Below are 17,647 nucleotides of genomic sequence, written 5' to 3' on the forward strand. Positions count from 1 at the left end.
CTCGGCATGGGCCAGCATCCCGCGGTCCTCGAAGCCGTGAAGGACGCGGTCGACAAGTACGGTGCCGGCGCCGGCGGCTCACGCAACATCGGCGGCACCAACCACCACCACGTGCTGCTGGAGAACGAGCTCGCCGCGCTCCACGGCAAGGACGACGCCCTGCTGTTCACCTCCGGCTACACCGCCAACGACGGCGCGCTGTCCGTCATCGCCGGCCGCATGGAGGGGTGCATCGTCTTCTCCGACGCCCTCAACCACGCCTCCATCATCGACGGCCTGCGCCACAGCCGCGCCCAGAAGCAGATCTTCCGCCACAACGACCCCGCTCACCTGGAAGAGCTGATAGCGGCGGCCGACCCGGACGCCCCCAAGCTCATCGTCGCCGAGTCCGTGTACTCGATGAACGGCGACATCGCCCCGCTGGCCGAACTCTCCGACATCGCCAAGCGCCACGGAGCGATGACCTACCTCGACGAGGTGCACGCGGTGGGCATGTACGGCCCGCAGGGCGCCGGCATCGCCGCCCAGGAGGGCATCGCCGACGACTTCACCGTCATCATGGGCACCCTGGCCAAGGGCTTCGGCACCACCGGCGGCTACATCGCCGGCCCCGCCGAAATCATCGAGGCGGTGCGCATGTTCTCCCGCTCCTTCATCTTCACCACCGCCCTGCCGCCCGCCCTGGCCGCCGGCGCCACCGCCGCCGTACGCCATCTGCGCACCTCCGAGGCCGAGCGGGAACAGCTGTGGTCCAACGCGCAGCTGATGCACCGGCTGCTGAACGAGCGTGGCATTCCCTTCATCTCGGACCAGACACACATCGTCTCCGTCCTGGTACGGGACGAGGCCGTGTGCAAGCGGATGTCCACGCTGCTGCTCGACCAGCACGGAATCTACGTACAAGCGATCAACGCACCGAGCGTGCGGGTCGGGGAGGAGATCCTGCGGGTCGCCCCCGGAGCCGTACACACCGCCGACGACGTACACGGATTCGTCGACGCCCTGGACCAGGTCTGGAAGGAAACAGGCCACCCCCGCATGCCGGCGACCCAGGCCGCTCCAGCCCACTGATCTCGGTCACCGAACTCCTCATTCTTGGTGCGATTACCCGGGCCGAACTCGTGAAGTCCATCAGCCCGTGACAGTTCTTGATGGCCGCGGTACGACTTCGTCACGCGGTACGTTCCCCTGTTCCAGCCGCCCGTTCCAGGACGTCGGCGTCTCCGCTGGTATTCCTGCCTGTCCCCCGCTCGGCGAGCCATTCGGTGATGTGGCCGGCCGTGGTGGGGGCGTGCTGGTTGACGAGGGTGAAGTGGTTGCCCACGACGGTCACGGTGGTGGCCATGTGGGGGAGGTCCGTCTGCCAGCCGTGCGGCACCGGGTCCGTCCCGTCCGGTGCGGGAAGGGGGTCCGAGGCGCGGAGGAGCAGGGTCGGAAACGGGGTGGGCGCGGGGGTCCAGGTGTGCAGGAGCTGTTCCATCCAGGCGTAGGCGGACAAGTCCGTGGCGGTGTAGCCGTCGGCGAGGTGTTCGCGTTCGTACAGGGCGTGCCACAGCTGGGGTTGGAGCCCCTGGGCGGCCGGGGATTCCAGGATGTAGGTGTCCACGAGGACGACGGCCCGCACGGGCGTGCCGCGCTCGGCGAGGCGCCGGGCGGTCTCGTGGGCGAGGATGCCGCCGGACGAGGTGCCCAGGAGGACCACCGGGTCGGCGGGGTCGCCGTCGGTGCTCGTCTCTACGGCGTGGACGAGCCCTTCGACGAGTGTTTCCCGGGTGGCGGGCAGGGTCGCCTCGGTGCCGAAACCGGGGGGCGTCAGACAGGTGATGGCCCAGTCGCCGGGAAGCGCCCCGGCGAGTGTGAAGTAGGTGTGGGGTCCGGTCAGCGGCACGATGGGGGCCACGCAGATCAGGCGGGTGCCCGGGGTGTCGGCGGTGAGCCGGTCCACCGTGGGCGGGAGGGGCTCGGTGTTCTTGGGCCGGAGCGCGGCGAGGTCGAGGAGCAGGGTTCCGGCCTCGTTCATCCGGCCCGTCCGCACGGCGTGGCGGTGCAGGCGGACGACCAGGTCGGTCGTGGCGACGCCGTCAGCGCCGCCGGTGCCGCTGTCCTCCTTCGCCGACGGCGAGGCGAGGTGGTCGACGAGGTGGTCGGCAAGTTGGGCCGGGGTGGGGTGGGTCAGGACGACGGTGCTGGGCAGTGCCGTGCCCATCGCCGTGGCAAGCCGGTTGCGCAGGTCGATGGCGGCGAGCGAGTCCATGCCGTGGTCGCGGAAGGCCGAGTGCTCGTCGACCGCCTGCCCGGACGCGTGGCCGAGGGCCGCCGCGGCCTCGCTGCGCACCAGCTCGACGAGGACGTGCCGCCGCTCCTCGGCCGGAAGGCCCCGCAGCCGTGCGGTGAACTCGCCGTCGTCGCCCGTGGTTACGGGCTCGTCGAGGCTCCGTGCCTCCGGCAGCTCACTGAAGAACGGGATGGGAGCGGCCGGGGTGACGAAGGGGAGGTGGCGTTCCCAGTCGATGTCGGCGACCGTCAGCGCGGTCTCGTCCTCGTACAGCGCCTGGGCGAGCCCGGTCAGGGCCAGGTCGCTGTCGAGGAAGGACACCCCGGTTCGCACGAGGTACTCGCGCTCCTGCTCGCTCATCCGGTCGCGCGCCTCCTCCCACGGGGTGAAGGAGATCGCCGTCGCGCGGGCGCCCCGTCCGCGGCGCCGTGACGCCAGCGCTTCCAGATACGCGTCGGCCGCCGCCTGTGCCGCGTGGTGGCCGATGCCCCAGACTCCGGCCACCGAGGTGAACAGCACGAAGGCGTCCAGGCCGGTGTCGTCGAGCAGTTCGTCGAGGTGCGCGGCGCCTGCCACCTTCGCGTGCACCGCCTGGGCGAGGGAGGTGAGGCTCGCCGTCTCGAGCGGCTCCAGGTCCCTCGTCCCCACGGTGTGTACCACGGCGCGCACGGGACGGCCGTCCGCCGAGAGCCGGTCGAGCACCGCGGCCACGGCGTCCCGGTCGGTCAGATCGCAGGGCATCACCTCGGCGGTCGTCCCGTGGGCGGTCAGCTCCGCCACCAGTTCGGCCGCACCCGGTGCCGCGGGGCCATGTCGGCTCGTCAACACCAGGTGCTCGGCGCCCTGTTGGGCCAGCCATCGGGCGGCTCGGCTGCCCAGCGTCCCGGTGCCGCCCGTCACCAGGGTCGTGCCGCCTGGGCTCCAGGCGCCGGGCGAGTCGGCTCGTGCCGGTGCCCTCACCAGACGCCTGACGAGGACACCGGAGGAGCGCACCGCCGCCTGCTCCTCCCCCGGGCCCGCCGAGAGCAGTGCGGCGAGCCGCCTGACCGCCTCGGGGTCGAGCCGCTCCGGGAGGTCGATCAGCCCGCCTCGTAGCGAAGGTGCCTCCAGCGCCACGGTCCGTCCGAGCCCGAGGACCATCGCCTGCCGGGGGTTACGGACCGGGTCGGCGGGGCCGGTCGAGACCGCGCCGCGGGTCACCGTCCACAGCGGCACCTCGGCCCCGGCCGCCATCAGCGCCTGGAGGAGCGAGGCGGTCAGCGCCACGCCGGTGGGCAGCGCGGGTTCGCCACCGGCCGCCTCCTCGGCCGTCGCGAGCAGCGACAGCACTCCGGCCGCGCGGTCCAGACCGGCCTCGCTGAGCCGTGCCGCCACCACCTCGGGGTCGGTGCAGCTCTCGTCGAGGACCACACGGCGCGCTCGGGCGCCGTATGCGGTCAGCGCGGTCGGCACCTCCGCGTCGCCGTCCCCGTCCGTGGTGAGGACCAGCCAGGTTCCGGTGAGCGCGGGGTCGACGGGGACACGCAGCGGTGTCCACACCGTCCGGTAGCGCCGCGCGCTGGTCAGCGCGTGCTCGTCCTGTCGCCTGTGCCACGCCGACAGCGCCGGGAGCACCGAGTCGAGCGCGCCCTTGCTCTCCGCTTCGAGGCCGATCAGCGTGGCGACGGCGGCGGCGTCCCCCTGGTCCACGGCATCCCACAGCGGCTCGTCGGCCACCGCGGTCGTGCCGGGCCCCGAGGCGGGCGGGGCGATCCAGTACGACTCGTGCTGGAACGCGTAGGTGGGCAGGTCCACCGTGTGGCCGCCGGGGAGGACCGTGCTCCAGTCGACGGGCACGCCATGGGCGTACGCCTCCCCCAGCGAGCGCAGAACACGGTCCCATCCGCCGTCGTCCCTGCGCAGAGTGCCCAGGGTGACCGCCGGGCTGTTCGCGTTCTCGATGATCTCGCCGGTGCCGACCGCGAGCACCGGATGCGGGCCGACCTCGATCATGAAGCCGTGTCCCTCGCGTACGAGACCCGTCATCGTCTCGGCGAAGGACACGGTCTCCCGCAGGTTCCGGCACCAGTAGCGGGCATCCAGCTCCTCGGTGTCCAGACGGCCCCCGGTGACCGTGGAGTGGAACGGCACCGTCGACGGGCGGGGCCGCACCGGCGCCAGCAACTCCATCAGTTCGGCCTCGATCTCGTCGATGTGCGCCGAGTGGGCGGCGAAGTCCACCCCGGGCAACCGCCAGCGCATGATCCCGGCGGCGGACAGGGCGCGCTCGACCTCGGCAAGAGCGGCCGGATCACCGGAAAGGGTCACCGTCTTCGGCCCGTTGACCGCCGCGATGGACACCGCGTCGGACGTCCCGTCCAGCAGTTCCCGCACCCGCTCCGGCGGTGCCATCACCGACATCATCGCGCCGCGCCCGGACAGGCGCTCGTGGATGAGCCGGCTGCGCAGCGCCACCACGCGGGCGCCGTCGTTCAGCGACAGACCGCCACTGACACAGGCGGCGGCCACCTCGCCCTGCGAGTGGCCGACCACGGCGGCCGGCTCGACACCCCATGAGCGCCAGAGAGCGGCGAGGGAGACCATGACCGTCCACAGCACGGGCTGGAGCACATCAGGCCGCCGCTCGATCGGCGGAGCGCCGGGCGCACCGCGCAGCACAGCGGACGGCAACCAGTCGAGATACGGGGCCAGGGCCGCCTCGCAGTCGGCGACGCGGGCGGCGAAGACGGACGAGACATCGAGCAGTTCGGCCGCCATTCCCGGCCAGGCCCCGTCCTGTCCGGGGAAGACGAAGACCACCGTGCCGCGTTCGGCCGCCGTCCCCCGTACCGCACCGGCGGTCGAGGTGCCCTCGGCCAGGGCCGCCAGGCTCCCGCGCAGCGCCGCCCGGTCGCCGCCGACCAGCACAGCCCGGTGCTCGAACGCGGCACGGGTCATGGCCAGCGAATACCCGATGTCCTCGGGCCGCTGCCCGGGATGGCCGTCCAGGTGTGCGAGCAGTTTCGCGGCCTGGGCGCGCAGCGCACCGGCCGACTTGGCCGCCAGCGGCCACGCCACCGGCCCGTCCGGCGCGGCATCCGCGAGCGGGGGCCGGTCGGCGGCCGGCGGGGCCTGTTCCAGCACGGCGTGGGCGTTGGTCCCGCTCATGCCGAACGCCGACACCGCGGCCCGTCGCGGACGGCCCAGTTCGGGCCAGGGGGCAGCCTCGGTCAGCAGCCTGACCGCGCCCGAGTCCCAGTCGATCCGGGAGGACGGTTCGGCGGCGTGCAGCGTCTTCGGCAGCCGGCCGTGCCGCAGCGCCATCACCATCTTGATGACACCCGCGACACCGGCGGCCACCTGGGTGTGCCCGATGTTGGACTTGACCGAGCCGAGCAGCAGCGGCGGATTGCCGCCCCGGTCCTGGCCGTAGGTGGCCATCAGCGCGTGCGCTTCGATCGGATCGCCCAGCGCGGTGCCGGTTCCATGGGCCTCGACCGCGTCGATGTCGGACGCCGAAAGCCCGCTGTTGGCGAGCGCCTGCCGGATGACCCGCCGCTGCGCCGGACCGCTCGGCGCGGTCAGCCCGTTGGAGGCGCCGTCGGAGTTCACCGCCGACCCGCGGACGACCGCGAGCACCCGGTGGCCGTGCCGGACCGCGTCCGACAGCCGCTCCAGCACCAGGAGGCCGGCGCCTTCGGCGATGCCCATGCCGTCCGCCGACTCGGCGAACGCCTTGCACCGCCCGTCCGGTGCCATGACCCGGTGCCTGCTCAGCGAGACGAGGGTGTCCGGGCCGGACAGCACCGTCGCGCCACCTGCGAGGGCCAGGGTGCTCTCCCCCGAGCGCAGCGACTGGCACGCCATGTGCAACGCGACCAGGGAGGCCGAGCAGGCCGTGTCCACCGTCACGGCCGGACCGCTGAAGTCGAACAGATAGGAGAGACGGCCGGACAGCACGCTGGGGAGCGTGCCGGTGAGCTGGTACCCGTCGGAGTCCGCCGACGCCCCCGCGCCGTACTGCTGGGCCGTCGCCGCGACGAAGGTGCCCGTCGTACTGCCCCGCAGGGATGTGGGGTCGACCCCGGCGCGTTCGAACGCCTCCCAGGCGAGTTCCAGCAGCATCCGCTGCTGCGGGTCCATCGAGACCGCCTCGCGCGGGGAGATGCCGAAGAACGCCGCGTCGAACTCGGCCACGCCATCCAGAAAGCCCCCCGCCGCCGAGTAGGTCGTGCCCGTGCGCTCCGGGTCGGGGTGGTACACACTCGGGCCCCAGCCTCGGTCGGCGGGCAGTGGGCAGATGGCGTCCGTGCCCTCGGCCAGCAGCTCCCACAACTCCTCGGGCGAGCGAACCCCGCCGGGGAAACGGCAGCTCATGCCGATGATCGCGATCGGCTCGGCAGCGGTCGCCCCGGCCGCCGGGCCACCCGCCGTGATCGGGGCCGGCCCGGCGCTCTCCCGCCGCTCACCCGCCGCACCGCCCAACTCGGTCCACAGATGGGCGGCCAGGGTTTCCGGGGTCGGATGGTCGTAGATCAGCGTCGAGGGCAGGCTCAGGCCCGTTCGTGTCCGCAGGCCGTTCCGCAGCTGACCGGCGGTCAGTGAGTCGAAACCCATGTCCTTGAACGTGCGCCCGGCCTCGACCGCCGCCGAACTCGTGTGTCCGAGCACCGCCATCACCTGCTCACGCACCCACCGCAGCAGGGTGACACGGGCCTGGTCGGCCGTCAGCCCGGCCAGCGGGTCGAGGCCGCCGCCGGTGGCGATGGCGACAGCGGCGGTGCGACGGGCGGGTCGGGCGGGGACCAGGCCGCGGAGGGCGGCGGGCACGGTGTCACGCGCCCGCAGGGCGGCCCGGTCGACCTGTGCGGCGACGACGAACGGCTCGCCCACCGCGGCCGCGATGTCGAACCAGGACAGCCCCTGGTCGACGGAGAACTCCGCCATCCCGCCCCCGGTGATCCTCCGCATCTCCACGGCGCTCAGCGAAGCGGTCATGCCCCCGATGTCCTGCCGCCATGGCCCCCAGCCGATGGACAGGCCCGCGAGCCCCTCGGCGGTCCGCCGCTGCGCCAGCGCGTCCAGGAACGCGTTCGCCGCGGTGTATCCGGCCTGCCCCGCGTTGCCGAGCACACCGAACACCGACGAGAACACCACGAACGCGGTCAGGCCGCGGTCCCGCGTCAGTTCGTGCAGATGCCACGCCGCGTCCAGCTTTGGGCGGAACACCGTGTCCAGCCGGTCCGGGGTGAGCGCCTGCACCAGTCCGTCGTCGAGCACACCTGCGGTGTGCACCACACCGGTCAGCGGATGCTCGGCCGGGAACGACGCCAGTAGGGCCGCCACGGCCGCACGGTCGGAGACGTCGCAGGCGGCGACGGTCACCCGCGCGCCCTGTCCGGTCAGCTCGGCCACCAGTTCATCGGCGCCCTCGGTGTCGGCGCCCCGACGCCCGGCCAGCACCAGATGACGCACCCCGTGCGCGGTGACCAGGTGCCGGGCGAACATCGCGCCAAGACTGCCGAGACCACCGGTGACCAGCACAGTGCCCTCGCCACCCCACACCGGGCCCGGCGCCGCCGGGTCCGGGACGTCGGCCGGGGCATCCGCCGGGAACAGCCGGGGCATCAGCAACTCACCTGCGCGCAGGGCGAGTTCGGGCTCACCACAGTCCAGCACCGCGCGCAGGGTCGCCGGGTCGGTCGGCACCGGATGCCCACCGCCCCTGCCGTCGGCCTCGTCCTCGCCGTCCGTGGCTTCCAGGTCGAGCAGCACGAACCGGCCCGGGGTCTCCCGCTGAGCCGAACGCACCAGTCCCCACACCGACGCCGCCACCACATCGGGGGCCGTGCCGGGGGTGGTGGCCACCGCTCCACGGGTCATGAACACCAGCCGGGAGGGACGGCCGCCGCCGTCCCCGCCGGCCTCGTCCGCGTCTCCCGCCCCGGCTGCGTCATCGAGGTGTTGCCGCAGCGTGTCGAGCACGGACGCGGTGACGGTACGGACCGCCTCCGGCACCGGTACGCCCGTCGGCACGGTGACCGGCACCAGCACCGCGTCCCCGATCGCGACACGGTCGTGACCGGCGCTGTCCGGCACCCGGGCGGGCAGCCAGCCCAGGCGCAGAAGCGGCGGCTCGGCCGTGGCCCCCGTGGTGGGGACGGCCTGCGGGCGCAGCGTCAGCGTGCGTACCGAGAGCACCGGATCACCCGCGGCGTCCGCCGCGGTCAACGTGACCGTGTCATCGCGCGTCCTGCGCAGCCGCACCCGCAGCACCGACGCGCCCACGGCGTGCAGAAGCACCCCCGACCACGACGACGCCTCGGACCGGGTGGGCGCGGACCATCCGCCGTCCGGGCCATCGGGACCGGTCAGCGCCACGATGTGCAGCGCCGTCTCCAGCAGCGCGGGGTGCAGACGGTAGGCGTCCGCGTCCGCGTCGGCGTGCTCGGGGAGGACGACCTCGGCCAGCACCTCGTCACCGGCCGTCCAGACCGCCCGAACACCACGGGACGCCGGTCCGTGGGCGAGTCCGGCAGCGAGCCACCGCTCGTGGAAGCCGTCCGGGTCGACCGGTACGGCATCCGCGGGCGGCCACACCCGTCCGGCGTCGGCGTCGGGGGCGGGGTCGGCCGTGGGCGTACCCGGCGCGAGGACGCCGGTGGCGTGCCGCGTCCATGGCGCCTCCGGTGTGCCGACCGGCCGTGAGTGGATGCCCAGGGTGCGCCGACCGCCGTCGCCGGGGGCGCCGAGCGATACCTGGACGCGCACACCGCGCTCGCCCTGCCCGGACAGCACCAGCGGTGCGGCCACGGTGAGTTCCTCGACCAGACCGCAGCCGACCTCGTCGCCCGCCCGTACCGCCAGCTCCACGAAGCCGGCCCCGGGGAAGGTGGTGTGTCCGGCCACCACATGGTCGGCCAGCCACGGTTGCGCCGTCACCGACAGCTGTCCGGTGCAGAGCAGACCACCGTTCTCGGGCAGTTCCACGACCGCGCCGAGCAGCGGGTGCGCCATACGGTCAAGCCCCGCCGAGACCACGTCGGCCGCCGGGGGCGCGGCGGGCGCGGTCCAGAACCGGTCCCGCTGGAACGCGTAGGTGGGCAGCGCGACGCGGCGGGCGTCGGTCCCGGCGAACAGTTCGGCCCACCGGACCGGTACGCCCCGCACATACAGCCGGGCGGCCGCCGTCACCGCCGTGGACTCCTCGCCGCGCTCCCTGTCCAGCAGGGGCACCACCGCCACGTGCGCCACGTCGGTGAGGACGTCCTCGGCCAGTACGGACAGCGTCGCGTCCGGGCCCAGTTCGAGGAAGGTGCGGGCGCCGGCCGCGGCCGCGGCGCCGACCGCGTCGGCGAACCGCACGGTCCGGCTGACGTGCTCCACCCAGTAGTCGCGGCCGCGGATGTGCTCCGCGTCGATCCGTTCACCGGTGACGGTCGAGACGATCGGGATGCGCGGCTCGCCGAAGGACAGGCCCTCGACGACCGCGCGGAAGTCGTCCAGCATGGGCGCCATCAACGGGGAGTGGAACGCGTGGCCGACCCGCAGCCGGGTGGTCTTGCGGCCGTCCGCCGCGAACCGGTCCGCTATCGCCTCGACCGCGTCGGCGTCCCCGGACACCACCACCGACTGGGGGCCGTTGACCGCGGCGAGTCCCCACCGGTCCCCGGAGTTGGCGAGCAGCGGCGCCACCTCGTCCTCGGTGGCCCGCAGGGCGACCATGGCGCCACCCTCCGGCAGCCTCTGCATCAGCCGTCCGCGTGCGGCGACGAGCCGGCACGCGTCGGACAGCGACAGCACTCCGGCCACATGTGCCGCGGCGATCTCCCCGACGGAGTGTCCGATCAGCAGATCCGGTGCCGCGCCCCACGACTCCACCAGCCGGTACAGGGCCACTTCCAGGGCGAACAGCGCGGGTTGGGCATACTCGGTGCGGTCCAGCGTTTCCGCGTCGTCGCCGAACACCGCTTCGCGCAACGGCCGCTCCAGTTCCCCGTCCAGCAGCGCGCAGACCTCGTTCCACGCCGCCGCGAACACCGGGAACCGGGCGTGCAGTTCACGGCCCATGCCCAGTCGCTGCGCGCCCTGTCCGGCGAACAGCAGCGCCACCGGGCCTGGGTCGCCCACGGCCGTGCCCCGCGCCACCGTCACGGGGCGCCGGTCGCCGTTCCCCGTGGTGTCCGCCGCGGCCAGGAGGACCGCTCGGTGCTCCAGCTCGGAGCGTGTGGTCGCCAGCGAGTAGCCGATGTCCGGCGCCGTCGCGCCGGTGTCGGCCACGAACGCGGCCAGCCGGTCGAGTTGGGCGTCCAGCGCCGCCTCGGTGCGGGCCGACACCGGCCACGGCGCCACTTCGGGCACGGTCCGCGCTCGCGGGGCGGCCGGTGCACGACCGGCGGAGTCATCGGGCCGGTCCCGCGGGGGCTGTTCGACGATCACATGCGCGTTGGTGCCACTGATCCCGAACGACGACACACCCGCGCGGCGGGGCCGCCCGGCCGGTGGCCACGGAACGGACCCGGTGAGCAGTTCCACCGCCCCGGCCGACCAGTCCACCTGTGACGACGGCGCGTCCACGTGCAACGTGCGCGGCAGCACACCGTGGTGCATGGCCAGGATCATCTTGATGACGCCCGCGACACCGGCGGCGGCCTGTGCGTGTCCGATGTTGGACTTGAGCGACCCCAGCAGCAGCGGACGGTCCGCGTCGCGGCCCTGCCCGTAGGTGGCCAGCAGCGCCTGGGCCTCGATCGGGTCGCCCAGCCGGGTACCGGTGCCGTGTCCCTCCACGGCGTCCACGTCCGAGGGGACCAGGCCCGCGCCGGCCAGGGCCTGGCCGATCACCTGCCGTTGCGCGATTCCACTGGGCGCGGTCAGGCCGTTCGACGCCCCGTCCGAGTTGACCGCGGAACCGCGCAGTACCGCCAGTACCCGGTGGCCGCCGCGGAGCGCGTCCGAGAGCCGTTCCAGGACCAGTACGCCCACGCCCTCGGACCAGCCCGTGCCGTCCGCTCCCTCCGCGTACGCCTTGCAGCGGCCGTCGGGCGACAGGCCGCCCTGCCGGGCGAACTCCGCGAAGATGCCCGGTTCCGACATGACGGTGACCCCGCCGGCCAGCGCCAGGGAGCACTCGCCACCGCGCAGCGCCTGCGCGGCCAGGTGGAGCGCCACCAGCGACGAGGAGCACGCCGTGTCCACGGTCAGCGTGGGCCCGTGCAGCCCCAGGGCGTAGGCGATCCGGCCGGACAGGACGCTCGGCGAGGTGCCGGTGAGCAGATACCCCTCCGCGGAGCCGGCGCTGTCCTGGAGCCTGGGGCCGTAGTCCTGGGCCATCGCGCCCATGAACACCCCGGTCCGGCTGCCGTGCAGGGACGACGGGGCGATCTCGGCCCGTTCCACCGCCTCCCAGCTGGCCTCCAGCGCCAGCCGCTGCTGCGGATCCATGGCCTCGGCCTCGCGCGGCGAGATCCCGAACAGCGCCGCGTCGAACCGGTCCGCGTCGTACAGGAACCCGCCCGGTCTGCCGGTCTCCGTGATCTCGGGCGCCCACCCCCGGCCGGTTGGCATGTCGGAGACGGCATCGACTTCGCCCGACACCAAGTCCCACAGCTCCTCGGGCGAGTTCACCCCGCCCGGGTAGCGGCAGGCCATGCCCACGATGACCACCGGATCATCCGCCGGGGCGTCCACCGGGACGGCGCTGGGTGCCGTCGGCGTACCGGCGGTGACCGGGCCGGTGAGGCCGGCGGCCAGATGGTTCGCGCACCGATCCGGTGTGGAGTGGTCGAACAGCACGGTGTTGGGTATCCGCAGTCCGGTGGCGGCCTTCAGCCGGGCGACCAGTTCCACGGTCATCGCCGAGTCGAAGCCCAACTCCCGGAAGGACAGCACCGGATTCACCTGCTCGGCGGAGGTGAAGCCCAGCACCACCGCTGCCTCCGCGCGCACCAGGCGTCCCAGGCCGGCGCGGGTCCACGACGCGTCGGACGCCACGCGCTCCGGGCCCGGCTCGGACTCCGGCTCCGGCTCCGGGCGGGCGGTGTGTCCGGGCACGGCCGCCGGAGCGGCCGTGGCGGTGTCCCTCGCCGTGGCACCGCCGGCGAGCTCCGGGAGCCAGTAGCGCTCCCGCTGGAATCCGTACGTCGGCAGGGCCACCCGCCGGGCACCGGTCCCGGCGAACGCCCGCGACCAGTCGACCGCCACCCCGCGGACGTACACCTCCGCCAGACAGGTCAGGAACCGGTCCGCCCCGCCCACATCCCGGCGCAGCGTGCCGACGGCGACCGCCCGGACATCGGCCTCGTCGATGACATCCTGCACCCCGGCGGTCAGCACCGGATGGGTGCTGACCTCGACGAAGACCCGGTGGTCCTGTCCGAGCAGCGCCCGTACGGCCGGTTCGAAGCCGACGGTCTGCCGCAGATTGCGATACCAATACCCGGCGTCCATACCGGTGGTGTCCAGCCACTCGCCGGTCACCGTGGAGAAGAACGGCACCTCGGCCCGGCGCGGGCTGAGGCCCTCCAGCTCGGCCGACATCTCCTCGCGCAGCTGCTCCACCTGCGCCGAGTGCGAGGCGTAGTCGATGGCGACCCGCCGCGCCCGCACATCCGCGCCGGTCAGCTCCTCGAACAGCTCGTCCAGCGCGTCCAGTTCACCGGAGACCACCACCGAGCCGGGCCCGTTCAGCGCCGCGACCGACACCCGGCCGTCCCAGCGGCGCAGCCATGCCTCGACCTCGGCCAGGGGCAGCGGCACCGACAGCATGCCGCCCGACCCCGCCAGACGGCGTGCGATGGTCTGGCCGCGCAGCGCCACCACCCGGGCCGCGTCCTCCAGGGACAGCGCACCGGACACGCACGCCGCCGCGATCTCCCCCTGGGAATGTCCCACCACCGCGTCCGGAACCACCCCGTGTGCCTGCCACACCGCCGCGAGGGAGACCATCACCGCCCAGGAGGCGGGTTGGACCACATCCACCCGTTCCAGCGACGGCGCGCCCGGGGCCTGTCGCAGCACCTCCGGCAGCGACCAGTCCACATGGGGCGCGAGCGCGGCGGCGCACTCGGCCAGCCGCTCGGCGAACACCGGGGACTGCGCCATCAGCCGGACACCCATGCCCGCCCACTGCGAACCCTGCCCGGGGAAGACGAACACCGTCTTGCCCTCGACATCGGCGACTCCGCGCACCACGCCCGGCGCGGACTCACCGTCGGCCAGCGCCGTCAGCGCGTCCGGGGCACCCGGCCGGTCCGGCGCGAGGACGACGGCGCGGTGACGGAACGCGGTCCGGGTGGTGGCCAGGGAGAAGCCCAAGTCCACCGGGTCGAGCCGGTGGTTGTCCGCAAGATGGGAGGCGAGGCGGACGGCCTGTGTGCGCAGCGCGTCCCGAGTGCGGCCCGACAGCGGCCACGGCACGGCGCCACCCGCCATGAGGGCGCTGTCCGCCATGCCGGCGCGCCCGTCCGTGTCCGCGCCCGCGGGTACGCCTGTGGGGGCCGGTTCGGCGGCGGACACGATCACATGGCAGTTGGTGCCGCCCATGCCGAAGGACGACACTCCGGCCAGGGCCCGGCCGTCGCGGTAGGGCCAGGGGCGGGTCGAGGTGGCCACTTCCAGGCGCCACTCGTCGAAGCGGATGGCGGGGTTGGGGAGTTCATGGTTCAGGCTCGCCGGCAACTCGCCGTTCCGCAGCGACAGCACGACCTTGAGAAGGCCGACGATGCCCGCGGCGCCCTCCAGATGCCCCACGTTCGTCTTCGCCGAACCGACCAGCAGCGGGTTGTCGGCGGCACGACCCGCCCCGTACACCGCGCCGAGCGCCGCCGCCTCCACCGGATCGCCCACCCTGGTACCGGTGCCATGCAGTTCCACGTACTGGACCGCGGTCGGATCGACCCCGGCGCTCCGGCACGCCGCTCGCAGAACCGTCTCCTGCCCCTCCGGATCGGGGGTGGTCAGGCCCTCGCCGGGGCCGTCGTTGCCCACCGCGCTGCCCTCGATGACACAGTAGATCTCATCCCCGTCGGCCAACGCCCTCGCCAGGGGCTTGAGCAGCACCATTCCCGCGCCCTCGCCACGCACATAGCCGCCCGCGCGCTCGTCGAAGACGAAGCAGCGGCCGTCCGGTGACAGGGCGCCGAACAGGGAGGCCGCCGCCGCGCTGTCCGGTGCCAGGTTGAGCTGCACACCGCCGGCCAGGGCCATGGCAGACTCCCCGCGCCGCAGGCTCTCGCACGCCAGGTGCACCGCCACCAGCGCGGACGACTGCCCGGTGTCCACCACCAGGCTCGGCCCCCGGAGCCCGAGGAAGTAGGAGACCCGGTTCGCGATCACGCTCCGGTTCAGACCGGTCAGGGTGTGATGTCCGATCGCCGCCGGTCCCCTGCGGCGGTCCAATACCCCGTAGTCGTCCGCGGTCACACCGATGAACACGCCGGTGCCGCCGCCGCGTACCGCGTCCGGGAGTATGCCCGCGTCCTCCAGGACCTCCCAGCCAAGCTCCAGCGCGAGACGCTGCTGTGGGTCCATCGCCCTCGCCTCGCGCGGCGAGATCCCGAAGAACTCCGCGTCGAAACGGTCGACTTCGTCCACGAAGGCGCCCCAGCCGGCCCCATCGGAGCCCGCTGCCACGTCCTCGTCACTCCACCGGCCCGGTGGTACCGGCGACACGGCGCTCACCGCGCCGGTCAGCAGCCGCCAGAACCGCCCGGGGTCCGCCGCGGACGGCAACCGGCAGGACACTCCCACCACCGCGATGGCAGTGTCCGTCTCGTGGAGTCCCTGGGCGGACATGGACTCGGCTCCGCTCACGGCACCGCTCCCCAACTCATCGTCTTCGCAGGCTTGGCAGGAGAGCGGGTGCTGACGCACGCCCGGTCTCCAATAATCCGTTGACACCGGACTGTCGTTCGAGTCGCGATCAACAATGCGCGATGATACATGGGAGGTCAGCTGACATTCCTCATATATCAAGGTGCGTGTCGCCACTCTCCATTCGGGGCCGTTCGCCGCCCTTTTCCACCGTCATCGGCGCAGGACATGCCAGTGCCGTCACCAAACACGAAGGAAGGCCACAAAAACGGCTACTAGGAACTCCCCTGGACCTCCGGTGTTCGGGAACTCCGACGATCGCTTATGGTAGGGCCAGGTCGGCCGAAAAGAGCCGCCCGGGGGAATCCCACGGCGCGTCGACGAGACACTGTCGTGACAACACATAACTTGAGGGTGAAGGAAATGCGGCCCAGGATCGATCCGCAGGACGCGGACGACTTCGCCGTCACACCGGCCGGCCAGGTCTACGCCCAGGAGATCAAGGAGTCACTGAACGGGATCCTCGCGGACCGGCCGCCACCAAACGTCCACCGGACCATCGCGAACCATCCGACACTGCTGCCCGCGATGCAGCCGCTGTTGACGCATGTGGCCGGTGACATCCTCCCGCCACGCGAACGCGAGATCGTGATCCTGCGGACGGCATGGCGCTCGCAGGCCCCATACATCTGGGCGCACCACCACGCCGCGGGACTCTTCGTCGGGCTGAGCGAGACCGAGATCGCCCGGGTCGCCTCGGAGGACGCCACCGACTGGGCGCCCTTCGAAGCCGTCCTCCTCCAGGCGGTCGACGAGCTCCACACCCAGTCGGCCCTCTCGGACGACACATGGAAGCAGCTCGCCGAGCGCTACAGCGAGGAGCAGATCCTCGAACTGCTGGCTCTCGCCGGAGTCTACAAAACCCTGGCGTTCATCCTGAACTCGTGCCTGGTCTCGGTCGACAGCTGGATGGAGCGCCCCGCACTGCTGCCGGCGGACCCGGGGCGGACGGCCTCGGGCCGGCATGCGCGCCGACGCGATTCACTCGCGGGGCCGGGCGCCGATACCTGGAACCGGCGCATCGTGTTGCAGACCGACACCGGGCTCTCCCAGCTCACACCGACGGCGGCCCACCAGGACCCGCCGCTTCACGAGATCCTCGTGCGCTATCCGGACCTGCTGTCCACGGCGGTGAACGGCCGCCACGAGGTCAACTCGCCGCTCCTGCTCATCCGCAGGAACTCCACGGACATCATGCCGGACACGGACGGCTACTCCTTCAGCGCCACCCATCTGTTCGCCGATTCCCGGGGCATTCCGATTCTCGTCGAAGTGGTGGAACCACACGACACCTGGAACGCGCACAGCGCCCTGGCGAAAATACTCGACTACGCGGGCAGCGGGGCACGGCACTGGCCGCTCCATATCCTCCAGCGATCACTGGAGTACACCGCGCAATTGCAGAACAGCACCGGGGAGAGTTTGCTGGCGGAGATGGGCTATACGGTCGACGAGGGCTCGTTCCTGCGTACCCTCGAATCGAATCTGGCCCTGGGCAGGCTCCGGATGGTCATTGTGGCCAGCCATTTCCCGCCCGAATTCAACTTGGCCCTCAGATTTCTCGGCCAACAACTCCGCTCCGCCGAGGTGTACGGCGTCGAACTGCGCCGCTACTCCGACGGGGCCCACGCGGCGTTCATACCGAGGGTGGTCACCTGAGCGTCGTCCTCCCGTGGCCCCCGTGCGCGGCGGGGGCCACGGGGTCCATGACGACTCGGCGCCGCCGTGATTCGGGGCCGCCGTCCCGGTGAACCGCTCACTCCCCCAGCGGCCGCGATTTCTTACGGATCAGGGTGATGCCGTCCGCCATGGGGACCAGGGACATCTCCACCCGCGGATCGTCCCGGACCAGCGTGTTGAACGCGCGGATCGCGGCAGTGTCGGCGTCCTGCGCGTCGGGGTCCACGACCTTGCCGAAGAACAGGGTGTTGTCGACCACGATCAGCCCGCGCTCACCGAGGAGAGCCAGCGCTGTCTCGTAGTAGTCCGGGTATCCCTGCTTGTCGGCGTCGATGAACACGAAGTCGAAGGTCCCCGGGCCCTCTTCCGCAAGGAGGGTCTTGAGGGTTTCGGTCGCGTCACCGATCCGAAGGTCGATCTTGCCTTCGACGCCCGCCCTGGCCCAGTAGTCCGCGCCGATCCCCGGCCACCGGTGGGTGATGTCGCAAGTGACCAGCCGTCCGCCGGGCACGAGCGCACGGGCCAGGCACAGGGTGCTGTACCCGGTGAACGTGCCGACCTCCAGGATCCTGCGAGCCGGGGTGAGACCGGCCAGCAGCGTCAGCAGCTGGCCCTCCTCGGGCATGACCTGCATCGCGCTGCCCGCGGGAAGCTCCGCCGTCGTCTCCCGTAGCTGCCGCAGAATCCCGTCCTCGCGCAGGGAGGACTCCCGGATGTACTCCGAGAGCGCGGCCGGGAGACCTACCTGATTCGCCATGCGTCATCCATTTTCTCTGGTGTTCTCTCGTCGTCGCTTCTGGTCTTCTCCGACCTTGGCGGGCCTTGGCCGGTCTTTCTCTC

Annotated in this window: 4 protein-coding genes; 2 read left to right on the top strand and 2 right to left on the bottom strand. The window is 72.5% G+C overall.

The genetic code is table 11. The features are described from left to right. Positions 1 to 1,071: 5-aminolevulinate synthase (hemA, locus tag AB0E24_RS04210; protein ID WP_359374814.1), on the top strand; the 1,071-nt coding region annotated here is incomplete at its 5' end. 100 nt (positions 1,072 to 1,171) lie between these two features. On the opposite strand, the gene AB0E24_RS04215 is transcribed toward hemA, so the two are convergent. Next, complete coding sequence (locus AB0E24_RS04215) at positions 1,172 to 15,049, bottom strand: type I polyketide synthase (RefSeq protein WP_435865250.1); 13,878 nt, start codon at positions 15,047 to 15,049, stop codon at positions 1,172 to 1,174. 441 nt (positions 15,050 to 15,490) lie between these two features. Here AB0E24_RS04215 and AB0E24_RS04220 point away from each other — a divergent pair, with 441 nt between their 5' ends. Next, positions 15,491 to 16,786, top strand: a complete 1,296-nt coding sequence (locus tag AB0E24_RS04220) for a carboxymuconolactone decarboxylase family protein (protein ID WP_069869617.1) — start codon at positions 15,491 to 15,493, stop codon at positions 16,784 to 16,786. 97 nt (positions 16,787 to 16,883) lie between these two features. On the opposite strand, the gene AB0E24_RS04225 is transcribed toward AB0E24_RS04220, so the two are convergent. After that, positions 16,884 to 17,564 (bottom strand): O-methyltransferase, encoded by a 681-nt coding sequence (locus AB0E24_RS04225; RefSeq protein WP_359374818.1) that lies wholly within the window; start codon positions 17,562 to 17,564, stop codon positions 16,884 to 16,886. Between the last annotated feature and the right edge of the window lie 83 nt (positions 17,565 to 17,647).

Source organism: Streptomyces malaysiensis subsp. malaysiensis, assembly GCF_040653035.1.
GTDB lineage: Bacteria > Actinomycetota > Actinomycetes > Streptomycetales > Streptomycetaceae > Streptomyces > Streptomyces malaysiensis.